Source organism: Sphingopyxis sp. 2PD, assembly GCF_005503695.1.
In the GTDB taxonomy this organism is placed as follows: Bacteria; Pseudomonadota; Alphaproteobacteria; order Sphingomonadales; family Sphingomonadaceae; genus Sphingopyxis.
This window is the reverse complement of the sequence record NZ_SCMU01000002.1, coordinates 172,223-193,752: the sequence shown is the minus strand read 5'-3', so window position 1 is coordinate 193,752 and position 21,530 is coordinate 172,223. Positions and strand designations below refer to the sequence as shown.

Below are 21,530 nucleotides of genomic sequence, written 5' to 3'. Positions count from 1 at the left end.
CGGCCTGGTCCCGTCGGGGACTCAGGCGGCTGCCTTTTCTTCGGCTGCGATCGGGAACGGGAAGCCGAACAGCTTGAGCAGTTCGCGGGCTTCGTCGTCGGTACGCGCCGTGGTGGTCACGATCACATCCATGCCGCGCACCTGGTCGATGCGGTCATAGTTGATTTCGGGGAAGATGATCTGCTCTTTCAGGCCCATGGCATAGTTGCCACGACCGTCGAAGCTGGTCGCCGACACGCCGCGGAAGTCGCGGATGCGCGGCATTGCGATCGTGATCAGGCGATCGAGGAATTCATACATGCGTTCGCGGCGCAGGGTGACCTTGCAACCGATCGGCATGCCTTCGCGCAGCTTGAACTGGGCGATCGACTTCTTCGCCTTGGTCACGACGGGCTTCTGGCCGGCGATGAGTTCCATCTCGGCAGCGGCCGCTTCGACCTTCTTCTTGTCCTGCGTGGCTTCGCCGACGCCCATGTTGAGCGTGATCTTTTCGATCTTCGGCACTTCCATCGCATTCTTGTAACCGAATTTTTCGGTCATCGCCTTGACGATCACATCGTCATAGCGCTTGCGCATGCGGGGGGTGTAATTGTCAGCCACTGATGGTCTCCCCGGACTTCACGGCGACACGCACCTTCTTGCCGTCCTTGGTTTCAAAACGCACGCGCGTCGGCTTGCCGGTCTTGGGATCGGCCAGCGCAACCTTGCTCGCGAACAGCGGCGCTTCCTTGCGTTCCAGGCCACCCTGCGGGTTGGTCTGGCTCGGCTTGCGGTGCCGCGTGATGATGTTGACGCCCGCGACGACAACCTTGCCGTCTTTCGGCAGGCTCTGCGTCACTTCGCCGGTCTTGCCCTTGTCCTTGCCGGACAGGATGACAACCGTGTCGCCCTTCTTGATCTTGTTGGCCATGGTCAGAGCACCTCCGGCGCCAGGCTGATGATCTTCATATAGCCACGGCCGCGCAGTTCGCGGACGACGGGGCCAAAGATACGCGTGCCGATCGGCTCTTCATTCTTGTTGACGAGCACGGCGGCGTTGGTGTCGAAACGGATCACCGAACCGTCGGCGCGGCGCACATCCTTGCGGGTGCGGACGATGACGGCGCGATGCACGTCACCCTTCTTCACCTTGCCGCGCGGCTGGGCTTCCTTGATCGACACGACGATGACGTCGCCGACGCCGGCGGTGCGGCGCTTCGATCCGCCCAGCACCTTGATGCACTGGACGCGCTTGGCACCGCTGTTGTCAGCGACTTCCAATTGTGACTGCATCTGAATCATCGATGCACTTCCTTCTCTTTTGGCCTACCGGGCAACCCCGGCGGTTCCGTGAAACTCAGCTCAGGCGTCAGCAGCGGGAGCCGTCGGGCTCTGGGGCTTGCTGTGGGTGTCGACCTTGTCGAGCACCTTCCACGTCTTGAGCTTCGAAATCGGCTTCGTTTCCTCGATGCGGACGGTTTCGCCAGCCTTGATGGCATTGTCCTCATCATGGGCGTGATATTTTTTCGAGCGGCGGATGATCTTGCCGTACAGAGGGTGCTTCACCTTCCGTTCGACCTTCACCACGACGGTCTTGTCGCCCTTGTCGGACACCACCGTACCGGTCAGAATGCGCTTCGGCATCGATAGTCTCCTTACTTCGCGGCCGAGCGCGCGCGCTCGGTCTGCTGCGTCTTGATACGGGCGATCGAACGCCGGACTTCCTTGACGCGCGATGCTTTTTCAAGCTGGCCGGTGGCCGCCTGGAAGCGGAGGTTGAACGCCTCGCGCTTCAGTTCGCCAAGCTGTTCCGACAGTTGGTCGTCGGTCTTGGCCTTGAAATCTTCGGTCTTGGCCATGGCCCTTAACCCTCCAGGTGCGAGGTGTCGCCGAGACGGGCGATCACCTTCGTCTTGATCGGCAGCTTCATCGCCGCGCGTTCGAACGCCAGCGCGGCCACCGGGCCGGGAACGCCGTCGAGTTCGAACAGGATACGACCCGGCTTCACGCGCGCGGCCCAATATTCCGGCGAACCCTTGCCCTTACCCATGCGGACTTCGGCAGGCTTCGACGACACGGGGACGTCGGGGAAGATGCGGATCCACAAACGGCCCTGGCGCTTGATCGCACGGCTGATCGCACGGCGAGCCGCTTCGATCTGGCGCGCGGTGATGCGCTCGGGTTCCATCGCCTTCAGGCCGTAGGAGCCGAAGTTCAGGCTGGTGCCACCCTTGGCATTGCCGTGGATGCGGCCCTTGAAAGCCTTGCGGAACTTGGTTTTTTTCGGTTGCAACATGTCAGTTGTCCTTAGCGGCGATCTTCACGAGCCGGACGGACGCCGGTCGTCTGTGCATCGAGCATCAGACGGTCGGTCGCCATCGGGTCGTGGCCGAGAATCTCGCCCTTGAAGATCCACACCTTGATCCCGCACACGCCATAGGCGGTGTGCGCGGTCGATTCGGCATAGTCGACATTGGCGCGCAGCGTGTGCAGCGGCACCCGGCCTTCGCGGTACCATTCGGTGCGCGCGATTTCCGCGCCGCCGAGACGGCCGGCGCAGTTGATGCGGATGCCTTCGGCGCCCAGACGCATCGCCGACTGCACCGCGCGCTTCATCGCGCGGCGGAACGCGACGCGGCGTTCGAGCTGGTCGGCAATGCCCTGGCCGACGAGCTTGGCGTCGACTTCGGGCTTGCGGATTTCGACGATGTTCAGCGACACGTCGCTGCCCGTCAGTTCACCGAGCTTCTTGCGCAGCTTTTCAATGTCCGCGCCCTTCTTGCCGATGATGACGCCCGGGCGGGCGGCATAGATCGAAACGCGGCACAGTTTCGCCGGACGCTCGATCACGACCTTCGAGATCGCGGCCTGCGGCAGGGTCTTGAACACATATTGGCGGATCTTCAGATCCTCGACCAGCATGCGGCCATAGTCCTGGCCTTCGGCGAACCAGCGGCTGTCCCAGGTGCGGTTGACCTGCAGGCGCAGGCCGATCGGATTGCTCTTCTGGCCCATCTTACGCCTCTTCTTCCTGTTCGCGCACGACGATGCGGATGCGGCTGAACGGCTTGACGATCCGGGTCGACTTGCCGCGGCCACGCGCATGCCAGCGCTTCATCGACAACGACTTGCCGACGCTCGCTTCCTTGACGACGAGCGCGTCGACGTCGAGGTTGTGGTTGTTTTCCGCGTTGGCGACGGCGCTGGCGAGAACCTTGCGCACGTCAACCGCCATCGCCTTCTTCGAGAAAGCGAGGACGTTCATCGCGTCTTCGACCTTGCGACCGCGGATCAGCGCGGCGACGAGGTTCAGCTTCTGCGCCGACCCGCGGATCTGCGTGCCGACCGACAGCGCCTCGTTATCCGCAACGCGGCGGGGGGACTTTTCCTTGCCCATTAGCGTTTGCCCTTCTTGTCAGCCGCGTGGCCGGGGAAGAAGCGCGTCGGCGCAAATTCACCCAGCTTCATGCCGACCATGTCTTCGTTGACCGATACCGGCACGAACTTGCGGCCGTTATAGACGTTGAAGGTCAGCCCCACGAACTGCGGCAGGATAGTGGACCGGCGCGACCAGGTCTTGATCGGGGCAGAGCTGCCGCCGTCCTGGGCCGTTTCGGCTTTCTTGAGCAGATGGAGGTCCACAAAGGGACCCTTCCAGACCGAGCGAGCCATGGCTTACCTCTTCTTCTTCGCGTGACGCGACCGGATGATCATCTTGTCGGTCGACTTGTTGTGGCGGGTACGGGCGCCCTTGGTCGGCTTGCCCCACGGGGTCACCGGATGACGGCCACCCGAGGTGCGGCCTTCACCACCACCATGCGGGTGATCGACCGGGTTCTTCGCAACACCGCGCGTCAGCGGCCGCTTGCCGAGCCAGCGGCTGCGACCGGCCTTGCCGATGTTGGTGTTCTGGTTGTCGGGGTTCGACACCGCGCCAACCGTACCCATGCACTCGCCGCGGATGTAGCGCTGCTCGCCCGAACCGAGACGCACGATCACCAGGCCGCGGTCGCGACCAACGACCTGGGCGTAGGTGCCTGCCGAACGGGCGATCTGGCCACCCTTGCCCGGCTTCATCTCGATATTGTGGACGATCGTGCCGACCGGCATCTGCGACAATTCCATCGCATTGCCCGGCTTCACGTCGGTCTTCTTGCCCGCGACGATAGTGTCGCCGACCGCCAGACGCTGCGGCGCGAGGATATAGGCGAGTTCGCCGTCCTCATATTTCACCAGCGCGATGAAAGCGGTGCGGTTGGGGTCATATTCCAGACGTTCGACGGTGGCCGACATGTCCCACTTGCGACGCTTGAAGTCGATGAAGCGGTACTTCTGCTTGTGGCCGCCGGCGATGCCGCGCGAGGTCACATGACCCTTGTTGTTGCGACCGCCGGTCTTGCGCTTGCCTTCGGTCAGCGCCTTGACGGGCTTGCCCTTCCACAGCGCCGACTTGTCGACGAGGATCAGGCCGCGCTGTCCGGGGCTGGTCGGATTATAGGATTTAAGTGCCATTTTCTCTGCCTCTTCCTACAATCAGACGCCGGTCGTGACGTCGATCGACTGGCCTTCGGCCAGGCGAACGATCGCCTTCTTCACGTCGCTGCGGGTGTAGGGCTTGCCCTTCCAGCGCTTGGTCTTGCCCTTGGTGACGAGCGTGTTCACGCCGATCACCTTGACATCGAACAGCGCCTCGACGGCGGCCTTGATGGCGGGCTTGGTCGCGTCGTTCGCGACCTTGAACACCACCGCGTTGTTCTCGCTGAGCAGCGTCGACTTTTCGGTGATCACCGGAGCGAGGATCACGTCATAGTGACGCGCGTCGACTGTTTTTGCCTTAGCCATTGAAACGGGCCTCCAGCTTTTCGACCGCCGCGCGGGTCAGGACCAGCGTGTCGGCACGGATGATGTCATAGACGTTGGCGCCAGCCGCCGGCATCGAGTCGACACCGATCAGGTTGGCCGATGCCATGGCGAAGCTTTCATGGACCGCATCGCCGTCGATGAAGAGAGCGCGGTTGCCGAGTTCGAGCTTGCCGAGCTTGCCGGCGAGCGCCTTGGTCTTGGCATCCTTGAGCTCGAGCGTGTCGAGAACGACGATCTTGCCGCCCTTCGCCTTGTCGCTCAATGCCATCTTCAGGCCGAGCGCGCGGATCTTCTTGTTCAGCGAGTGGCCGAAGGTGCGGGCCCGGGGGCCGTGCGCCTTGCCACCGCCGATGAAGATCGGCGCCTTGCGATCGCCGTGACGCGCGGTACCGCCGCCCTTCTGGCGACCGAATTTCTTGCCGGTGCGCGACACATCGCTGCGTTCGCGGGCGGCGCGGGCCGGGCCACGGCGCTTTTCGAGCTGCCATGCGACAACGCGGTGCAGGATGTCGGCGCGGGCGTCGACGCCGAACACATCGTCGTTGAGATCGATGTCGGTGCCGGCTTTACCGTCGAGGGTTTGAACCTTGACCTTCATGATCAGGACTCCTGTGCGCCGTCGGTGGCGGCGGTGTCGACCACGGTTTCTTCGACCGGGGTTTCGACCGGCGCATCAGCCGGGGCTTCGTGATTGGCGTTCGCGGCGCTCTTGATGCCCGCCGGATAGGGGGCTTCGGGGTGGCGCGGCAGCTTGACCGCATCGCGGACCATCAGCCAGCCGCCCTTCGAGCCAGGGACCGAGCCCTTGACGAAGAGAAGGCCGCGCTCGGCGTCGGTGCGGACGATTTCGAGATTCTGCTGGGTGCGGTTGCGCGCGCCCATGTGGCCGGCCATCTTCTTGTTCTTGAAGACGCGGCCCGGATCCTGGCGGTTACCGGTCGAACCATGCGCACGGTGGCTGATCGAAACACCGTGGCTCGCGCGCATACCGCCGAAACCCCAGCGCTTCATCGCACCGGCAAAGCCCTTACCCTGGGTCACACCCTGGATGTCGACGATCTGGCCGGCGACGAAATGGTCGGCCGACAGTTCGGCGCCGACGTCGAGCGTCGCGTCGTCAGCGACGCGGAATTCAACGACCTTCGCCTTGGGTTCGACTTCGGCCTTGCCGAAAGCGCCACGCTGCGGCTTCGCAACATTCTTCGCCTTCGCCGAGCCGGCACCGAGCTGGACGGCAACATAGCCGTCGCGTTCTTGTTCGCGCACGGAAATGACCTGGCAGCCTTCGAGGCTCAGGACGGTGACGGGCACATGGCGGCCGTCGTCCTGAAACAGGCGGGTCATCCCCATTTTCTTCGCGATCACGCCAGTCCGCATGATCAATACTCCTCAACAGAGGCCGGGCGGACCATTCCGCACGGCTTGCGGGACCCATTGGGACATTGCCCCGACGGAACCCTCCCAGCCCAAATTTTTATGCATCGCCCCGTCCGGGCTGAGGTGCCGCCTTCCCGAAGGAGAAGCGGCGAGACGGGGGACGCAGCCCGGACCCTGATGCTTCGAAGAAGCGGTCCGGCGGTATCCACCCTATCGTCGGTCCGGATCACTCCGGACAAATGCAGCCACCGAAGCAGCTGCCGATAGAGACCCTCGCTATTGCGAGGGCTGCGTTGGCTTAGGCCAACTTGATTTCGACGTTCACGCCCGCGGCAAGGTCGAGCTTCATCAGCGCGTCGACCGTCTGCGGGGTGGGCTGCACGATGTCGAGCAGCCGCTTGTGGGTACGCACCTCGAACTGCTCGCGCGACTTCTTGTCGATGTGCGGGCCGCGGTTCACGGTGAATTTTTCAATGCGCGTCGGCAGCGGGATCGGGCCGCGAATAAGCGCTCCGGTACGACGCGCCGTGTCGGCGATGTCGGTGGTGGCCTGATCGAGCACGCGGTGATCAAAGGCCTTCAGGCGAATGCGAATATTCTGCGTTTCCATGACTGTTCCAGTCGAATCCCGTCTGACGATGCGAAAGAGCCGAAATGGCCTGTACCGGCCCCCTCGAGGAAGCCGGTCCGGCCATCAAAAATCTTTAAGCTACGAGCCGCGCGAATCGGTCCGAATCGCGCGGCTCGCGGCCCTATATTACTTTGTGATGGTCGCGACAACCCCTGCACCGACCGTGCGGCCGCCTTCGCGAATCGCGAAGCGCAGACCCTGGTCCATGGCGATCGGGGCGATCAGCTTGACCGACAGCTGGACGTTGTCGCCCGGCATGACCATCTCGGTGCCCTCGGGGAGGATGACCTCGCCGGTGACGTCGGTGGTGCGGAAGTAGAACTGCGGACGATAGTTCGCAAAGAACGGCGTGTGACGGCCACCTTCGTCCTTCGACAGGACGTACACTTCCGAGGTGAACTCGGTGTGCGGGGTGATCGAGCCGGGCTTCGCCAGAACCTGGCCACGCTCGACTTCTTCACGGCCAACGCCACGGATCAGCGCACCGATGTTGTCGCCAGCCTGGCCCTGGTCGAGCAGCTTGCGGAACATTTCGACGCCGGTGACGACGGTCTTCTTGGTGTCCTTGATGCCGACGATTTCGACTTCTTCACCAACCTTGACGATGCCGGTTTCGACGCGGCCGGTGACAACCGTACCACGACCCGAGATCGAGAACACGTCTTCGATCGGCATCAGGAAGGGCTTGTCGAGCGGACGTTCCGGCTGCGGGATCCATTCGTCAACGGCAGCCATCAGCTTCAGGATCGCGTCCTTGCCGATGTTGTCGTCGCGACCTTCGAGGGCGGCGAGCGCCGAACCCGGGATGATCGGAATATTGTCGCCGTCGAAGTCGCGCTTCGACAGTTCTTCGCGGATTTCCAGCTCGACGAGTTCGAGCAGCTCGGGATCGTCCAGCTGGTCGACCTTGTTGAGGAAGACGACCATGGTCGGAACGCCGACCTGCTTTGCGAGCAGGATGTGTTCCTTGGTCTGCGGCATCGGGCCGTCAGCGGCCGACACGACGAGGATCGCGCCGTCCATCTGGGCGGCACCGGTGATCATGTTCTTCACATAGTCGGCGTGGCCCGGGCAGTCGACGTGCGCATAGTGGCGGCCATCGGTTTCATATTCGACGTGCGCGGTCGAAATGGTGATGCCGCGCTCGCGCTCTTCCGGAGCCTTGTCGATGTTGGCGAAGTCGACGGCGGCGTTGCCGGCGACGTTTTCGGCGAGCACCTTGGTGATCGCTGCGGTCAGCGAGGTCTTGCCATGGTCGACGTGACCGATGGTGCCGATGTTGCAGTGCGGCTTCGTCCGCTCAAATTTAGCCTTGGCCATGATGGTATAACCTTCTTGTTCAATGTTTGCGTTGATCAGTCCTGGACGAGCCTGCTGAATCAGGCGCCGCCCTTAGAGGGTCTTGCCGCGCGGTGCAAGCCCGCGCGGCTTCAACCCCATCAGGCCATCTTGGCCTTCACTTCTTCGGCGACGTTGGTCGGCACTTCTTCATAATGCGAGAATTGCATCGAGTAGCTTGCGCGACCCTGGCTGAAGCTGCGCAGCTGGTTCACATAACCGAACATGTTCGCCAGCGGCACGATCGCTTCGACGACCTGGGCGATACCCCGGCTGTCGGTGCCCTGAATCTGCCCGCGACGGCTGTTAAGGTCGCCGATCACGTCGCCCATGAATTCCTCAGGGGTAACGACTTCGACCTTCATCACCGGTTCGAGCAGCTTGATGCCGGCCTTTGCCGCCACTTCGCGCATCGCCGCACGGCCCGCGATTTCGAACGCCAGCGCCGACGAGTCGACGTCGTGATACGCGCCGTCCGTGAGCTTGATTTCGAAGTCGATGATCGGGAAGCCGATCATGTGACCGTTTTCGGCCGACTCGCGCATGCCCTTTTCGACCGACGGGATATATTCGCGCGGAATGTTACCGCCCTTGATCTCGTCGATGAAGGTGATGCCCGCGCCGCGTTCGCCCGGCGAAACGGTGACCTTGACGCGGCCGAACTGGCCCGAGCCGCCCGACTGCTTCTTGTGGGTATAGTCGACGTCGACCGCCTTCGCGAGCGATTCGCGGTACGCCACCTGCGGCGCGCCGACGTTCGCTTCGACCTTGAACTCGCGCTTCATGCGATCGACGAGGATGTCGAGGTGAAGCTCGCCCATGCCCTTGATGATCGTCTGGCCCGATTCATGGTCGGTCGACACGCGGAACGAGGGATCCTCGGCGGCCAGGCGGTTGAGCGCGATGCCCATGCGTTCCTGGTCGGCCTTGGTCTTCGGTTCCACCGACAGCTCGATCACCGGCTCGGGGAATTCCATCCGCTCGAGGATGATCGGCGCGTTGGTCGCGCAGAGCGTGTCCCCGGTGGTGGTTTCCTTGAGGCCGGCCAGCGCAACGATGTCGCCCGCATAGGCTTCTTCGATGTCTTCGCGGCTGTTCGCATGCATCAGCAGCATGCGGCCAACCTTTTCCTTCTTGTCCTTCACCGAGTTCAGATACGTGCCCTTGTTGAGCGTACCCGAATAGATGCGCGCGAAGGTGAGCGAGCCGACGAACGGGTCGTTCATGATCTTGAACGCGAGCAGCGACAACGGCGCCGCGTCCGACGTCTCACGCGAGTCGGGCTGGTCGGTGTCGGGGTTGATCCCCTGAACGTCAGGAATGTCGAGCGGCGAAGGCAGATAGTCGACAACCGCGTCGAGCAGCGTCTGGACGCCCTTGTTCTTGAACGCCGAACCGCAAAGGACCGGAACGAACGCCTGCGCCAGCGTCCCCTTGCGGATCAGCTTCTTGAGCGTCGCGACGTCGGGGACGGTGCCGTCGAGATAGGCTTCCATCGCCTCGTCGTCCTGTTCGACGGCGAGTTCGACGAGCTTTTCGCGATATTCGGCAGCCTTGTCGGCGAGGTCGGCGGGGATGTCTTCATAGAAGAATTCGGCGCCGAGGCTTTCGTCCTTCCAGATGATCGCGCGTTCGTTGACGAGGTCGACGAGCCCCTTGAAGCCGCCTTCCGAACCGATCGGCAGATACAGCACAGCCGGGGTCGCACCGAGGCGATCGATGATCGTCTGGACGCAATAATAGAAATCGGCGCCGGTGCGGTCGAGCTTGTTGATGAAGCACATCCGCGGAACCTTGTACTTGTCCGCCTGGCGCCACACGGTTTCCGACTGCGGCTCGACGCCGGCAACGCCGTCGAACGCGGTGATCGCGCCGTCGAGCACGCGCAGCGAGCGCTCGACTTCGATGGTGAAGTCGACGTGGCCGGGGGTGTCGATGATGTTCAGGCGGTGTTCCGGACCCTGACCTTCGTCGGCTTTCCACAGGCAGGTGGTGGCGGCCGACGTGATCGTGATGCCGCGTTCCTGCTCCTGCTCCATCCAGTCCATCGTCGCAGCGCCGTCATGGACTTCGCCGATCTTGTAGGACTTGCCGGTGTAGTAAAGGATACGCTCGGTCGTGGTGGTCTTGCCGGCGTCGATGTGCGCCATGATACCGAAATTGCGATAGCGTTCGAGCGGATGGCTGCGTGCCATGGTCTTTTCCTTGGATTTGGGGGGAGGCCTTTGGAGCCACCCCCGATATAGGAACGATTGTTACGATTGCGAGACGTCCCCTTACGCAGGGAGCGCCCCCGCAATTACCAGCGGTAGTGGCTGAAAGCGCGGTTGGCTTCGGCCATGCGGTGCGTGTCTTCGCGCTTCTTGACCGCATTGCCGCGGTTGTTCGACGCGTCGAGCAGTTCGCCCGACAGACGTGCGGCCATCGTGGTTTCGCTGCGGTTGCGCGCGGCGGTGATCAGCCAGCGGATCGCGAGCGCCTGCGCGCGGTCGGGGCGGACTTCGACCGGAACCTGATAGGTCGCACCGCCGACGCGGCGGCTGCGGACTTCGATGTTCGGGCGAATGTTCGCGAGCGCTTCGTGGAACACGCCGAGCGGTTCCTTCTTGGCGCGGGCTTCGACCGATTCGAGCGCACCGTAAACGATGCTTTCGGCGACGGACTTTTTCCCGTCCAGCATGACGCTGTTCATGAATTTCGACAGCACGACATCCCCGAAACGGGGATCGGGCAGGATTTCGCGGCGTTCAGGACGACGACGACGAGCCATGGGTAATTCCTTTTACAACAGCATCCCGGCGCATAGGCGGCTCGGGATGATCAAATAGCCGAAAAAGCGGTCCTTACTTCGGACGCTTCGCGCCGTACTTCGAACGGCTCTGCTTGCGGTCCTTCACACCCTGCGTATCGAGCACGCCGCGCAGGACGTGGTAACGCACACCGGGAAGGTCGCGGACACGACCGCCGCGGATCAGCACGACGCTGTGTTCCTGGAGGTTGTGGCCTTCGCCGGGGATGTAGGTGATGACTTCGCGGCTGTTGGTCAGGCGGACCTTGGCAACCTTGCGGAGCGCCGAGTTCGGCTTTTTCGGGGTCGTCGTATAGACACGGGTGCAAACGCCGCGCTTCTGCGGGTTCGCGTCCATCGCCGGGACTTTGGACTTCACCTTCTGGGGAGTCCGGCCCTTGCGGACCAGCTGGTTGATCGTGGGCATGAATGCTTCACCTTTACATGTCCGCCCATCGGGGCGAACGGTTACTGTACCGCGGTGGATGAAGCATCGGTCCGAAACCCGCAGAATTCTGCGGAAAACAGGCGACCTTGTAACAGCAAAAGACCCCGGTCGATCGCAATTGATCCCCGGAGGCTCCATCCGCGCCAGCAATGTTCAAGCGCTGTTGCAACTGAAAAAGGCGGCAAACCGCCCTTTTCGGTCGAGCGCGCCCCTAGACCCGATTCCCGTCGCGGTCAAGGGGTGGGCAATATTGTTGCGCCGGTTCGCGCGAGCTATCGACCGCGCATGACCCTCACCCGCCACGCCAGCTTCGCTCCCCATGTCGCGCCGGACACGCGGCTGCTGATCCTCGGCAGCCTGCCGGGCGCACGGTCGCTCGCCGCGCGGCAATATTATGCCCATCCGACGAACCAGTTCTGGCGCCTGCTCGGTGCGGTGATCGAGCAGCCACTTGCCGACCGGAGCTACGACAACCGGCTTGCCGCGTTACGCGCGGCGAAAATCGGGTTGTGGGACGTGATCCGTTCGGCGGCGCGCCGGTCGAGCAGCGACAGCGAGATTCGCGAGGTCGAAGCGCACGACCTTGCGGCGCTGATCGCCGGGCTGCCTGAGCTGCGCATGATTGCGTTCAATGGTGGCAAGGCCGCGGCGATCGGGCGGAAGCAGTTCCCGGTGATCGACGACCTCGCGCTCGTCGATCTGCCGTCGAGCAGCGCCGCGAATACGATCGGCTATGCGGCGAAGCAGGAGCAGTGGTTGGCGTTGCGCGCGGCGTTGGCGAATTAGACGATCCTCCCTGTCGCGCAGCGATGGGGAGGTGGCAGCGCGAAGCGCTGACGGAGGGGCCATGGCGCGACGTTGCCGCCCCTCCACCACCCGTTTCACGGGCGGTCCCCCTCCCCACCGCTACGCGGCAGGGAGGATTTTGGGCGGTCACTGGACCACCGCTCCCCGCGCCATCACGAAATCGACCTTTTTCAGCACCCGCACGTCGGCCAGCGGATCGCTCGCCACCGCGATGATGTCGGCGCTCTTGCCCACGGCAATGCTGCCGATCTCGTTCGACAGGCCGAGCAGGTCGGCGGCGTTGACCGTCGCCGCCTTGAGCGCTGCGACCGGGGTCATGCCGTGCTGGACCATCAGCTCGAACTCGTCGCCGTTGCGGCCGTGCTTCGACACCCCGGCGTCGGTTCCGAAGGCGATCTTCACCCCGCGCGGGACAAGCTGTTCCAGGCTCTTGCCGGTGATGCCGATGCGCCACTGGATCTTCGCCAGCACATCGGGTTCATACGCCGCGGCATTGGCGGCGATGCGTTCCTTGTAGCCGTTCACGGTCGACAGCGTCGGGACATAATAGGTCTTCGATTTCGCCCACGCAGCGATCGTCGCTTCATCGAGGATCGTGCCATGTTCGATCGAGTCGGCCCCGGCATCGATCGCAAGGCGAATACCGTCGGCACCATGCGCATGGACCGCGACCTTTTTCCCGAACAATTGCGCGGTTTCGACGATCGCCCTCGCTTCATCATCGAACATCTGTTTGCCAAGGCCCGCGCCGATGCGGCTGTTCACCCCGCCGGTCGAGGCGAATTTGATGACGTCGGCGCCGCGCCCGACCTGGAGCCGCACCGCGCGGCGGCAATCGTCGGCGCCGTTGCAGGTGTTGCCCGCGCCTGCGAAAAAGGGCCGCAGCTCGCCGCGATAGCCCAAGGAGCCGTCCATATGCCCGGCGCTGCCCGAAATGCTGGCGCCCGCATCGACGATGCGCGGCCCCTGCACCTTGCCCGCCAGGATGGCATCGCGCAGCGCGAGGGTCGCGCCGTCGCCATCGCCAAGATTGCGGACCGTGGTGAAACCGGCGCGCAGCGTCTTCATCCCGTTGACCTGCGCATTGAACGCCTGCGCTGCGGGGCTGAGCGTGACATCCTCAAGCTGCCCGGCGATCCCGCCTGCATCGCTGGTCAGATGGACATGGCTGTCGATCAGGCCGGGCAGGACATATTTGTCCTTGAGATCGATCAGCGTCGCGCCGGGTTCGGCGGGTTGATAGCCGTCGGTTACCGCAATGATCCGGCCATTTTCGACGACAATCGTCGAGGCGCCGCGCACCGGCTTGCCCGGTTCGGCGAGCAATTGTCCAGCGTGAATCACGGTGCGCGCGGGCGTCTGCGCCGCAAGCGGCGACGCGAGCGCGGCGCCGAGCAGCGCGAGCGGAAGGCAATGGATCGGTTTCATTCTGGCATCCCCTGATTTGCGTTTGGGGAGTGTTAGAGCCGATCAGAAGCCCAGCGTAAAACGCAGCGCCGCGCCCTTGTCGTCGGGCAGCGCCGCGATGTGGCCCGGATCGCGGCGGATCCATGTGTTGGCGATCAGGTCGCCGCCGAGCAGCGACAGCGCATAGCTCGCCTCGACGACCAGTTCACGCCCGGTGGGCGCGAGATTATAGGGGCGACGGGCGAAGTCGGTGCGCCCGCTGGCATAATCATGCGCGACCGGCAGCATCAGGTCGACGCCGCCGCGCGCGACACGCAGCGGCTGGGCCATGCGAAGCGCGGCGCGGTCGCCGGGGCGGAACAATCCCGCCTTGGCGATGTCGACCGAGAAGGCCGACGACCACAGCGCCCCGCCCGCAACCAGCCCGGCGCGATCGGGACGGGTCCACATTTGTCGCCAGGCACCCGTCAGGCTCCAGCCCTTTGTCAGTGTGACGCCCAGGCTGGCATCGCCGACCAGGCTGGTTGCGCCGCGAGACCCAAACACCGGGCCGAGCCGCGCGCCGAGCAGGCTGTCCGATTCGCGCAGCCAGCTGCCGCCGAGCACGGCGCGAGCGGAACCGAAGCGGGCGTCCCACGCGGCGCCGACCCGCTGGTACCGGCTGTCGCGAGCAGAACGGTAACGGAGCAGCGGATCGTCCTGCCAGCGCGAACCCGATACCCAGCCGTCTTCCAAGACGATGCTGACATGGTGATTGGCCGCGATATTGTGGCGCAGCATCGATCCGATACCCGGGCTGGCGGCAAAGCCCAGCCCATCGTGCGCGCCGTCGCCGATCAGCATCGCATGGCCGCTTTCACCGCGTTCGCCCGCGAGCAATCCGCTCGTCCCGCGCCCCGCCGCAAAGCCGATGCGCGTCCGCGCGTCGAGGGGCGTCACCACCGATGCGGCAAGGGTGCGCGCCGCCTGCGCGTCGTGAAACGACAGCCCGGCGAGCGCGTCGCCCCTGCCCGTCCCCGTCGCGGTCACCAGCGACAAGGCAGTGGCCCGGCTGGCGGCGCTTTGCTGGCGGATCAACCCGCCAAGCGCGCCCGACAATTTGAAATCGGGGCGGCGCGGCGCCAGCGACTGGCCGAAATCGACGTTGAAGGCGCGGCCGAAACCGTCGGTGACCAGTCCGACCGTCGCCCCGGTGCCGACCGCCCCCGCGTCGCCCATCGGCCCGCCAAGCACCCCCAGCGCGCTGCCCAGATTGACCGCCGTCGCGGTCCCCGCCAGTGCCGTCGCCCCCATCGGCTGGAACGCGCGCGCGATGTCGAGAATGCCCTGCCCGTACACGGCGTCGTCGCCCGCTGCGCCCACATCGCGCGCCGATTGATAGAGCAATTGCACGATCTGTTGGCTCGACAGGTTCGGAAATGCCTGCGCCAAGAGCGCCACCGCGCCCGCGACTTGCGGCGCCGCAAAGCTGGTCCCGCTGATGACGAAGACAAAATTGCCCTCGGTTTCGATCACGCCATCCTTGTAGGCGCAGCAAACATCCTCGCCTAGCGCCGCCAGATAGGATCCGGCGTAGATCCCGGCCCGGTTGCTGAAGTCCGACCGGACGCCATTTTCGTCGACCGGGCCGACGATGATGACCAGGCCGCCACCGGCATCGCGCATCCCCTGCGCAAAAGGTTCCGGGTTGTCGGGATCGTTGCCGCCCGCGGTGGTGTCGCCTTCATTCCCCGCCGAAAGGACGACGATGATGCCGGCGGCGGTGGCGCGTTGCACCGCACCGCGCAGCGTTGCGCCGGGCGGATCGTCGCCCCCCAGCGAGATATTGACGACGCGCGCGCCCGCGCTGATCGCGCGGTCGAGCCCCGCGGCAATCGCGCTTTCGGGAAACTGGCATCCGCTTTCGTCGTTGGCCGGATCCTCGGTGGCGCAGCTTCCCGGCCGGTCGGCGCGCAGCACGAGCAGATTGGCGTTGTAGGCGATGCCCATCGTCCCCGCGTCGTTTTTCGCCCCGAGCAGGATCTGCGCGACATTGGTGCCATGCGTGCCTTCGCCATTGATTCCGCGCGATCCGGCAAGATCGGCCGAGAAGGACGAAATGCGCCCGGCGAATTCCGGGCTGTCTTCGTCGATACCGTCGTCGATGACCCCCGCCAAAATGCCCTGCCCGCTCGCCCCCGCCTGATAGGCCGTGATCGCGCCGTGGAAATTCACCCCATCCGATCGCCGCGTTTCGGGGGTGTTGAAATTACCCGTCGGCGGCGTGGTCGGGGTGGGTGCGGGCGTCGGAGTCGGCACGGGGGTTGGGGTCGGTGCCGGAGCCGCGGGCGGCGCCGGGGTCGGCGCAGGCCGCGCCCCGCCCCCGCCGCCACAACCGGCGAGCGACAGCGCAGCGATGCTGAGCAAGGCCGACAAGGGACGGCCAGACATCCGCCGGATATTTTCGGGTCGGTTCGCTTGGGCCATCGCCATTCCCCTGACTTTCGTCATCCCGGCGAAGGCCGGGATCTCGCCCTCTGACTTCGACGCGTCGTTGCGATTCCGGCCTTCGCCGGGATGACGGTCAAGCTAGCATCGTCCCATCTATATCTACAGATATTGCAGTCCGGTAAAACGCTCGCGCTTGCCGCCGCCCACCCCAGCCCTTATGCGCCGCCACGCCATGTCCGTTCCCCTCGATCATATCGACGCTTGGGTCTTCGATCTCGACAACACGCTCTATGCGCCGTCGGCAAAGCTGTTCGACCTGATCGACGCGCGGATGGGCGCGTTCATCATGCGCTTGCTGAATGTCGACGCGGTCGAGGCGCGGCGGGTGCAAAAGCAATATTTTCATGATCATGGCACGACGATGGCGGGGCTGATGCGCCACCATGACGTCGATCCCGAGGATTTTCTGGTCGACGTCCATGACATCGCGCTCGACCGGATCGCGCCCGATGGGCGGCTTCGTGCAGGGCTTGAGCGCCTGCCGGGTCGCAAGCTGGTCTTCACCAACGCCGACGCCGATTATGCCGCGCGCGTGCTCGACGCGCGGGGCATTGCCGACCTGTTCGACGGCATCTGCGACATTCGCGCCACCGCCTATACGCCGAAGCCCGATCCCGCGGCCTATGCCATGATGACCACCCATCTGGGTATCGACCCGGCGCGCAGCCTGTTCGTCGAGGATATGGCGCGTAACCTGACCCCGGCGAAGGCGCTGGGGATGACCACCGTCTGGCTGGACAATGGCAGCGAAAGCGGCCATCGCGACCACCTGCCGGATCAGGTCGATTTTCATGTGAACGACATCACCGACTGGCTCGACAGCCTGCCTTTACCATGGGGAATTTCATGACCAGCGACCTGCAAAGCACGATCGAAGCCGCGTGGGACGCGCGCGACACGCTGGGCCTGACGACGACCGGCGCGGTGCGCGAGGCGGTGGACACCGCGATCGCCGGGCTCGATGACGGCAGCTATCGCGTTGCGACACGCGACGCGGACGGCGCGTGGCAGGTCAACCAGTGGCTGAAAAAGGCGGTGCTGCTGTCGTTCCGCCTCAACGACATGGCAATCATCGATGGCGGCCCCGGCGGCGCGACCTGGTGGGACAAGGTGCCGTCGAAATTCGCCGGCTGGTGCGAGAATCGTTTCCGCGACGCCGGCTTTCGCGCCGTCCCCGGATCGATCGTCCGCCGCGGTGCCTTTATCAGCAAGGGTGCCGTGCTGATGCCGAGCTTCGTCAATATTGGCGCCTATGTCGGCGAGGGGTCGATGGTCGACGCCTGGGCCACCGTCGGCAGCTGCGCCCAGATCGGCGCCAACGTCCATCTGTCGGGCGGCGCCGGCATCGGCGGGGTACTGGAACCTCTTCAGGCCGGCCCGGTGGTGATCGAGGACGGCGCCTTCATCGGCGCGCGCGCCGAAGTCGCCGAGGGGGTGATCGTGCGCGAGGGCGCGGTGCTGTCGATGGGGGTCTATCTCGGCGCCTCGACCAAGATTATCGACCGCGCGACGGGCGAGGTCTTCATGGGCGAGGTTCCGGCCTATTCGGTCGTCGTGCCCGGATCGCTGCCCGGCAAGCCGCTGCCCGACGGGACGCCGGGGCCGTCGCTTTACTGCGCCGTGATCGTCAAGCGCGTCGATGCCAAGACGCGCGCCAAGACCGGGATCAACGAGCTGCTGCGCGATTGAGTTTCGCGGCACACCAGCCATCGCGCGCTGTGTACGTCGAGGTACCGGTGCAACGTGCTCGTCGAAATTCGCGCGGCGTTGGTGGATAAGCTTTTGACTTCCAGCCCCTGAAAACGATCGCCGCGGGTGCTGTGTCGAAGCGACAGCGCCGAGGGAGGGATTATGATGCGGATGACCGCAGGGGCATCGACGTTAGCGATGGCCATGGGATTGTTGGCGCCTCAACTTGCGGTTGCGCAGAGCGCCGAGCCGGTGGCCGGAGACGCTACCGCTACCGCTACCGCTGCCACTGCGGTTCCGGCTCCGGCCGACGGCGCGCAGCGTTACACCCCCGGCGATTTCGCCAGCTTTTCGCCGCGCACCGCTCTCGACATGGTCGAAAAGGTGCCGGGATTCGTGATCGTCACCGGCACCAACGGGGGCGCCCGCGGGCTGGGTGCGGCGACCGAGAATGTCCTGATCAACGGCGAGCGTATCGCCAATAAATCGACCGACGCGCGCAGCGCGCTGCAACGCATTGCCGCCTCGCAGGTCGCCTATGTCGATATTGTCGACGGGGCCAGCCTGAATGTTCCAGGCTTGACGGGCCAGGTCGCCAATGTCGTCCTGGTCGCGGGCACGGCACAGGCGCGGTTCACGACCACAATCCGCTGGCAACCCGACTGGCGCCCACGGCTCGACGACAATTGGCTGAACGGCGAGGTTTCGACGACCGGCACGATCGGCGGCACCCATGTGACGCTCAGCCTGAAGAATGAAGCCAACCGGAATGGCCATTGGGGTCCGGAGCAACGGTTTGACGGCAACGGCGTGCGGCAATCCACGCGCGACGAGTTGGCCAGCTACCGCGGTGACAGGCCGCGTCTCGCCCTGGCTCTCGCGCGCACGACGGCCGGCGGCGACAAGTGGAATTTCAATCTGGGCGGCCAGTTGCAGAAGCTCGTCGATGCGGCGAGCAGCGTCGCGGTGGGGCCAACAAACGGCACTTTGCGCGAGACGTTCAAATCGGTCGAAGACGAGCATAATTTCGACGTCGGCGGCGATTATGAATTCGGGCTCGGCCAAGGACGGCTCAAACTGATCGGACTCTACCGGTTCGAACATAGCCCCAATGTCGACACGTTCATCGTCGACAGGGCGATTGGCGGGCGCAGCGGCGAGCGGTTCACCCAGACCGCCGACGAGGGCGAATCGATCCTGCGCGGTGAATATGGCTGGCGCACCGCAGGCGGCACCGACTGGCAGGTCGCGCTGGAGGGGGCGTATAATACACTCGACGTCGATGCCGAGTTCGCGACGCTCCAGCCCGACGGCAGCTTCCTGCCCGTCATCTTCGGCGGTGAAAAGACCAGGGTCGAGGAAAAGCGCGGCGAAGCATCGCTGACTTGGGGGCGCGCACTGGCGCCGAACCTCACCGCGCAGATCAACCTTGGCGCCGAATATAGCGCGCTGTCGTCATCGGGTCCCGATGGCCTGACGCGCCGCTTTGTGCGGCCGAAAGGCAAGCTTGCGCTGGCGTGGAAGGTCGGGCCGCGGACCACGATCAACTATCAGCTCCAGCGCCGCGTCGACCAGCTCAACTTCTTCGATTTTGCGAGTTCAGTCGATGTCGCCAACGGCCAGGGCAACGGCGGCAACGGCCTGCTGGTGCCGCCGGTGGTCAACCGCACCGAGCTGGAGTTCGTCCAGGACCTGAGCGCATGGGGCAACGCCTCGGTCGCCTTCGCTTATGCCTATGCGCAGGATCTGGTCGACCAGATCCCGCTGTCGCCGACCACCGAAGGCCGCGGCAATCTGCCGGGTGCGCATCTTTATCGCATCAGTTCAAAGGCGACGCTGCTGCTCGACCGGCTGGGCTGGAAAGGCGCGCGCATCAACAGCGACCTGACCTGGCGCCGCAACCGCGTGCGGGATCCGCTGACGGGCAGTTGGCGCGATCAGAGCGAGGGGCAGGAGTATCTGGTCGATGTCAGCCTGCGCCACGACATCCCGGGTTCAGAGCTCGCTTGGGGAGCCAGTTATTTCGACGAACATTTCAGCCCCAATGTGCGGCTCAATGCGATCGAAAATGAATATAATGACGGCGCGTTTGTTGCCGCCTTTGTCGAGCATAAGGATGTCGCGGGTTTCACGGTCAGGCTGACCTACCGCAATCTTGCCGGACAAAAGAACCGGTTCGATCGCACGGTCTTTGTCGACCGGCGCAACGGGCCGATTGCGTTCAGCGAAAGCCGTCGGCGCGAGTTCGGACGATATTTCCAGCTCACCGTGACCGGGACGCTTTGAGCACCGTCATCCCGGCAGCGCCGGGATGACGAGAGAAGGGCGTGAGGCCGCCTTTTACCGCTCGCTCAGATAATAGCGTTCGCGCGCGGTCAAATCGGCGTTCAGCTCGTAAACGATCGGCTGGCCGGTCGGGATTTCGAGGCCGGTGATGTCGGCGTCCGAAATGCCCGACAGATGCTTGACCAGCGCGCGCAGGCTGTTGCCATGCGCCGAGATCAACACCGTCTTGCCGGTTGCAAGCTGGGGCGCGATCGCGCTTTCATAATAGGGAAGGACGCGTTCGATCGTGTCCTTCAGGCTTTCGGTCGACGGGATCGCGATGCCGGCGTAGCGCGGGTCGCTCGCCAGATCCCACGGTGAGCCGGCTTCGAGCGGCGGCGGCGGAATGTCGAAGCTGCGGCGCCAGATCTTGACCTGTTCATCGCCATGCTTCGCCGCGGTCTCGGCCTTGTCGAGCCCGGTCAGCCCGCCATAATGGCGCTCGTTCAAACGCCAGTCCTTGGTCACCGGCAGCCACAGCCGTCCCATCGCTTCGAGCGCAAGGTTGAGCGTCTTGATCGCGCGCGACTGGACCGAGGTGAAGCAGGTGTCGGGCGCGATCCCCTTCGCCTTCATCAATTCGCCCGCTGCCCAAGCCTCGGCCGCGCCCTTTTCGGTGACATCGACATCCCACCAGCCGGTGAAGCGATTTTCGAGGTTCCATTGCGACTGGCCGTGACGAATGAGGATGAGCTGGGGCATTTCGGATCCTTGCGCTGGAGGGTTTCGCAGCCCCTTAGCGCGGCTTTTCGGCGAACGCCAATCGCCCCCTTGAATTGGTTTCAAGCGCACCCAGATTTGCAGCATCCGGTCGCCGATACGGGGCCGGGTGGCGATCGCGGCGCGCCGCCGCGGTCCCTGACTTCGCTTTTGAGAAAGGAAGAAAGACCATGCGTAACAGCTTTGACTGGACCCCCTATCGCCGTTCGACCGTCGGCTTCGACCGGTTGTTCGATTTTCTGGAAACAAGCGGTTCGGGCGCCGAAAATTATCCGCCGTTCGACATCGAGAAGGTCGCCGACGACCATTTCCGGATCACCGTCGCGGTTGCCGGGTTCAAGAGCGACGAAATCGAGATCGTTGCGCAGCAGAATATGCTGACCGTCAGCGGCCGCAAGGCGCCGGTCGCCGAAGGCGAAGGCCGTCAGCTGCTGTATAGCGGCATCGCGACGCGCGCGTTCGAGCGCCGCTTCCAGCTCGCCGATTTCGTGCGCGTGAGCGCTGCCGACCTGGCTGACGGGCTGCTGATCATCGACCTGGTGCGCGAAGTGCCCGAGGCGATGAAGCCGCACAAGATCGCGATCGGCGGCAATGCGACCCCGACGTTGGTCGAGGACAAGCAGGCGGCGTAATCTGGCCGCAGTCCATACCCCGCACGGGGTATATGA

The 21,530-nt window shown here is 64.3% G+C and carries 26 protein-coding genes; 5 read left to right on the top strand and 21 right to left on the bottom strand.

Going from position 1 to position 21,530, the window contains the following annotated elements; translation table 11 throughout:
- Positions 1 to 21 precede the first annotated feature (21 nt).
- The 18 genes from rplE to rpsL all read right to left on the bottom strand — a co-directional run bounded on the left by rplE (position 22) and on the right by rpsL (position 11,403).
- Entirely contained in the window at positions 22 to 600 is a 579-nt protein-coding gene (rplE, locus tag FFS18_RS02735; protein WP_120217701.1) for a 50S ribosomal protein L5, read from the bottom strand.
- Positions 593 to 910, bottom strand: a complete 318-nt coding sequence (rplX, locus tag FFS18_RS02730) for a 50S ribosomal protein L24 (RefSeq protein WP_120217700.1) — start codon at positions 908 to 910, stop codon at positions 593 to 595. The genes rplE and rplX overlap by 8 nt, the downstream gene beginning before the upstream one ends.
- A 2-nt stretch (positions 911 to 912) precedes the next feature.
- Entirely contained in the window at positions 913 to 1,281 is a 369-nt protein-coding gene (gene rplN, locus FFS18_RS02725) for a 50S ribosomal protein L14 (protein WP_120217699.1), read from the bottom strand.
- Between the two features lie 60 nt (positions 1,282 to 1,341).
- Positions 1,342 to 1,623, bottom strand: a complete 282-nt coding sequence (gene rpsQ / locus FFS18_RS02720) for a 30S ribosomal protein S17 (RefSeq protein ID WP_120217698.1) — start codon at positions 1,621 to 1,623, stop codon at positions 1,342 to 1,344.
- An 11-nt stretch (positions 1,624 to 1,634) separates the two neighbouring features.
- Positions 1,635 to 1,838: a 50S ribosomal protein L29 gene (gene rpmC, locus FFS18_RS02715; protein ID WP_120217697.1), complete on the bottom strand. Its 204-nt coding sequence runs from the start codon at positions 1,836 to 1,838 to the stop codon at positions 1,635 to 1,637.
- 5 nt (positions 1,839 to 1,843) lie between these two features.
- Positions 1,844 to 2,275 (bottom strand): 50S ribosomal protein L16, encoded by a 432-nt coding sequence (rplP, locus tag FFS18_RS02710; RefSeq protein ID WP_011543081.1) that lies wholly within the window; start codon positions 2,273 to 2,275, stop codon positions 1,844 to 1,846.
- Positions 2,276 to 2,286: 11 nt separating this feature from the next.
- Positions 2,287 to 2,994 (bottom strand): 30S ribosomal protein S3, encoded by a 708-nt coding sequence (gene rpsC, locus FFS18_RS02705; protein ID WP_120217696.1) that lies wholly within the window; start codon positions 2,992 to 2,994, stop codon positions 2,287 to 2,289.
- 1 nt (position 2,995) lies between these two features.
- A complete protein-coding gene (rplV, locus tag FFS18_RS02700; protein WP_011543083.1) occupies positions 2,996 to 3,376 on the bottom strand; it encodes a 50S ribosomal protein L22 in 381 nt (126 codons plus the stop codon).
- Positions 3,376 to 3,651, bottom strand: coding sequence for a 30S ribosomal protein S19 (gene rpsS / locus FFS18_RS02695; RefSeq protein ID WP_037556370.1), 276 nt, complete (start codon positions 3,649 to 3,651; stop codon positions 3,376 to 3,378). The genes rplV and rpsS overlap by 1 nt, the downstream gene beginning before the upstream one ends.
- 3 nt (positions 3,652 to 3,654) lie before the next feature.
- A complete protein-coding gene (rplB, locus tag FFS18_RS02690) occupies positions 3,655 to 4,491 on the bottom strand; it encodes a 50S ribosomal protein L2 (protein WP_120217695.1) in 837 nt (278 codons plus the stop codon).
- Between the two features lie 21 nt (positions 4,492 to 4,512).
- A complete protein-coding gene (locus tag FFS18_RS02685) occupies positions 4,513 to 4,821 on the bottom strand; it encodes a 50S ribosomal protein L23 (RefSeq protein WP_058806667.1) in 309 nt (102 codons plus the stop codon).
- Entirely contained in the window at positions 4,814 to 5,440 is a 627-nt protein-coding gene (gene rplD / locus FFS18_RS02680) for a 50S ribosomal protein L4 (RefSeq protein ID WP_120217694.1), read from the bottom strand. Before rplD ends, FFS18_RS02685 begins: the two co-directional genes overlap by 8 nt.
- 2 nt (positions 5,441 to 5,442) lie before the next feature.
- Complete coding sequence (gene rplC / locus FFS18_RS02675; protein WP_137869659.1) at positions 5,443 to 6,219, bottom strand: 50S ribosomal protein L3; 777 nt, start codon at positions 6,217 to 6,219, stop codon at positions 5,443 to 5,445.
- A gap of 298 nt (positions 6,220 to 6,517) precedes the next feature.
- Positions 6,518 to 6,829 (bottom strand): 30S ribosomal protein S10, encoded by a 312-nt coding sequence (gene rpsJ, locus FFS18_RS02670; protein WP_011543089.1) that lies wholly within the window; start codon positions 6,827 to 6,829, stop codon positions 6,518 to 6,520.
- 147 nt (positions 6,830 to 6,976) lie between these two features.
- A complete protein-coding gene (gene tuf, locus FFS18_RS02665; RefSeq protein WP_120217693.1) occupies positions 6,977 to 8,170 on the bottom strand; it encodes an elongation factor Tu in 1,194 nt (397 codons plus the stop codon).
- A gap of 119 nt (positions 8,171 to 8,289) precedes the next feature.
- Positions 8,290 to 10,383 carry an elongation factor G gene (gene fusA / locus FFS18_RS02660; protein WP_120217692.1) on the bottom strand — a complete coding sequence of 698 codons (2,094 nt, stop codon included), beginning with the start codon at positions 10,381 to 10,383 and terminating at the stop codon, positions 8,290 to 8,292.
- Between the two features lie 104 nt (positions 10,384 to 10,487).
- A complete protein-coding gene (gene rpsG, locus FFS18_RS02655; RefSeq protein WP_033074359.1) occupies positions 10,488 to 10,958 on the bottom strand; it encodes a 30S ribosomal protein S7 in 471 nt (156 codons plus the stop codon).
- Positions 10,959 to 11,031: 73 nt separating this feature from the next.
- Positions 11,032 to 11,403, bottom strand: a complete 372-nt coding sequence (rpsL, locus tag FFS18_RS02650) for a 30S ribosomal protein S12 (protein ID WP_058805196.1) — start codon at positions 11,401 to 11,403, stop codon at positions 11,032 to 11,034.
- 306 nt (positions 11,404 to 11,709) lie between these two features.
- On the opposite strand from rpsL, the gene FFS18_RS02645 reads away from it, so the two are divergent.
- Positions 11,710 to 12,210 (top strand): DNA-deoxyinosine glycosylase, encoded by a 501-nt coding sequence (locus tag FFS18_RS02645; protein ID WP_137869658.1) that lies wholly within the window; start codon positions 11,710 to 11,712, stop codon positions 12,208 to 12,210.
- Positions 12,211 to 12,357: 147 nt separating this feature from the next.
- On the opposite strand, the gene FFS18_RS02640 is transcribed toward FFS18_RS02645, so the two are convergent.
- Together FFS18_RS02640 and FFS18_RS02635 are read right to left on the bottom strand one after the other, a co-directional pair.
- Positions 12,358 to 13,659, bottom strand: a complete 1,302-nt coding sequence (locus tag FFS18_RS02640) for a metal-dependent hydrolase family protein (RefSeq protein WP_137869657.1) — start codon at positions 13,657 to 13,659, stop codon at positions 12,358 to 12,360.
- A 42-nt stretch (positions 13,660 to 13,701) separates the two neighbouring features.
- Positions 13,702 to 16,068, bottom strand: coding sequence for a S8 family peptidase (locus FFS18_RS02635; RefSeq protein ID WP_137869656.1), 2,367 nt, complete (start codon positions 16,066 to 16,068; stop codon positions 13,702 to 13,704).
- A gap of 232 nt (positions 16,069 to 16,300) precedes the next feature.
- On the opposite strand from FFS18_RS02635, the gene FFS18_RS02630 reads away from it, so the two are divergent.
- The 3 genes from FFS18_RS02630 (at position 16,301) to FFS18_RS02620 (ending at position 20,103) form a co-directional block, all read left to right on the top strand.
- Positions 16,301 to 16,978: a pyrimidine 5'-nucleotidase gene (locus FFS18_RS02630; RefSeq protein ID WP_120218359.1), complete on the top strand. Its 678-nt coding sequence runs from the start codon at positions 16,301 to 16,303 to the stop codon at positions 16,976 to 16,978.
- Positions 16,975 to 17,817 carry a 2,3,4,5-tetrahydropyridine-2,6-dicarboxylate N-succinyltransferase gene (gene dapD / locus FFS18_RS02625; protein WP_137869655.1) on the top strand — a complete coding sequence of 281 codons (843 nt, stop codon included), beginning with the start codon at positions 16,975 to 16,977 and terminating at the stop codon, positions 17,815 to 17,817. The genes FFS18_RS02630 and dapD overlap by 4 nt, the downstream gene beginning before the upstream one ends.
- A 162-nt stretch (positions 17,818 to 17,979) precedes the next feature.
- The gene (locus FFS18_RS02620) at positions 17,980 to 20,103 is read left to right on the top strand and encodes a TonB-dependent receptor (RefSeq protein ID WP_137869654.1); all 2,124 of its coding nucleotides are present in this window, start codon (positions 17,980 to 17,982) and stop codon (positions 20,101 to 20,103) included.
- 54 nt (positions 20,104 to 20,157) lie between these two features.
- On the opposite strand, the gene gpmA is transcribed toward FFS18_RS02620, so the two are convergent.
- Positions 20,158 to 20,844 carry a 2,3-diphosphoglycerate-dependent phosphoglycerate mutase gene (gene gpmA / locus FFS18_RS02615; protein WP_137869653.1) on the bottom strand — a complete coding sequence of 229 codons (687 nt, stop codon included), beginning with the start codon at positions 20,842 to 20,844 and terminating at the stop codon, positions 20,158 to 20,160.
- A gap of 188 nt (positions 20,845 to 21,032) precedes the next feature.
- Between gpmA and FFS18_RS02610 the strand changes: the two genes are divergently transcribed.
- Entirely contained in the window at positions 21,033 to 21,494 is a 462-nt protein-coding gene (locus tag FFS18_RS02610; RefSeq protein ID WP_120217686.1) for an Hsp20 family protein, read from the top strand.
- The last annotated feature ends 36 nt before the right edge of the window (positions 21,495 to 21,530 follow it).

What these genes read in the sequence shown, in the direction of transcription:
- rplX (WP_120217700.1), bottom strand. Translation starts at nt 910, where the DNA reads ATGGCCAACAAGATCAAGAAGGGCGACACGGTTGTCATCCTGTCCGGC.
- rplN (WP_120217699.1), bottom strand. Translation starts at nt 1,281, where the DNA reads ATGATTCAGATGCAGTCACAATTGGAAGTCGCTGACAACAGCGGTGCC.
- rpsQ (WP_120217698.1), bottom strand. Translation starts at nt 1,623, where the DNA reads ATGCCGAAGCGCATTCTGACCGGTACGGTGGTGTCCGACAAGGGCGAC.
- rpmC (WP_120217697.1), bottom strand. Translation starts at nt 1,838, where the DNA reads ATGGCCAAGACCGAAGATTTCAAGGCCAAGACCGACGACCAACTGTCG.
- rplP (WP_011543081.1), bottom strand. Translation starts at nt 2,275, where the DNA reads ATGTTGCAACCGAAAAAAACCAAGTTCCGCAAGGCTTTCAAGGGCCGC.
- rpsC (WP_120217696.1), bottom strand. Translation starts at nt 2,994, where the DNA reads ATGGGCCAGAAGAGCAATCCGATCGGCCTGCGCCTGCAGGTCAACCGC.
- rplV (WP_011543083.1), bottom strand. Translation starts at nt 3,376, where the DNA reads ATGGGCAAGGAAAAGTCCCCCCGCCGCGTTGCGGATAACGAGGCGCTG.
- rpsS (WP_037556370.1), bottom strand. Translation starts at nt 3,651, where the DNA reads ATGGCTCGCTCGGTCTGGAAGGGTCCCTTTGTGGACCTCCATCTGCTC.
- rplB (WP_120217695.1), bottom strand. Translation starts at nt 4,491, where the DNA reads ATGGCACTTAAATCCTATAATCCGACCAGCCCCGGACAGCGCGGCCTG.
- FFS18_RS02685 (WP_058806667.1), bottom strand. Translation starts at nt 4,821, where the DNA reads ATGGCTAAGGCAAAAACAGTCGACGCGCGTCACTATGACGTGATCCTC.
- rplD (WP_120217694.1), bottom strand. Translation starts at nt 5,440, where the DNA reads ATGAAGGTCAAGGTTCAAACCCTCGACGGTAAAGCCGGCACCGACATC.
- rplC (WP_137869659.1), bottom strand. Translation starts at nt 6,219, where the DNA reads ATGCGGACTGGCGTGATCGCGAAGAAAATGGGGATGACCCGCCTGTTT.
- rpsJ (WP_011543089.1), bottom strand. Translation starts at nt 6,829, where the DNA reads ATGGAAACGCAGAATATTCGCATTCGCCTGAAGGCCTTTGATCACCGC.
- tuf (WP_120217693.1), bottom strand. Translation starts at nt 8,170, where the DNA reads ATGGCCAAGGCTAAATTTGAGCGGACGAAGCCGCACTGCAACATCGGC.
- fusA (WP_120217692.1), bottom strand. Translation starts at nt 10,383, where the DNA reads ATGGCACGCAGCCATCCGCTCGAACGCTATCGCAATTTCGGTATCATG.
- rpsG (WP_033074359.1), bottom strand. Translation starts at nt 10,958, where the DNA reads ATGGCTCGTCGTCGTCGTCCTGAACGCCGCGAAATCCTGCCCGATCCC.
- rpsL (WP_058805196.1), bottom strand. Translation starts at nt 11,403, where the DNA reads ATGCCCACGATCAACCAGCTGGTCCGCAAGGGCCGGACTCCCCAGAAG.
- FFS18_RS02645 (WP_137869658.1), top strand. Translation starts at nt 11,710, where the DNA reads ATGACCCTCACCCGCCACGCCAGCTTCGCTCCCCATGTCGCGCCGGAC.
- FFS18_RS02640 (WP_137869657.1), bottom strand. Translation starts at nt 13,659, where the DNA reads ATGAAACCGATCCATTGCCTTCCGCTCGCGCTGCTCGGCGCCGCGCTC.
- FFS18_RS02635 (WP_137869656.1), bottom strand. Translation starts at nt 16,068, where the DNA reads ATGTCTGGCCGTCCCTTGTCGGCCTTGCTCAGCATCGCTGCGCTGTCG.
- FFS18_RS02630 (WP_120218359.1), top strand. Translation starts at nt 16,301, where the DNA reads ATGTCCGTTCCCCTCGATCATATCGACGCTTGGGTCTTCGATCTCGAC.
- dapD (WP_137869655.1), top strand. Translation starts at nt 16,975, where the DNA reads ATGACCAGCGACCTGCAAAGCACGATCGAAGCCGCGTGGGACGCGCGC.
- FFS18_RS02620 (WP_137869654.1), top strand. Translation starts at nt 17,980, where the DNA reads ATGATGCGGATGACCGCAGGGGCATCGACGTTAGCGATGGCCATGGGA.
- gpmA (WP_137869653.1), bottom strand. Translation starts at nt 20,844, where the DNA reads ATGCCCCAGCTCATCCTCATTCGTCACGGCCAGTCGCAATGGAACCTC.
- FFS18_RS02610 (WP_120217686.1), top strand. Translation starts at nt 21,033, where the DNA reads ATGCGTAACAGCTTTGACTGGACCCCCTATCGCCGTTCGACCGTCGGC.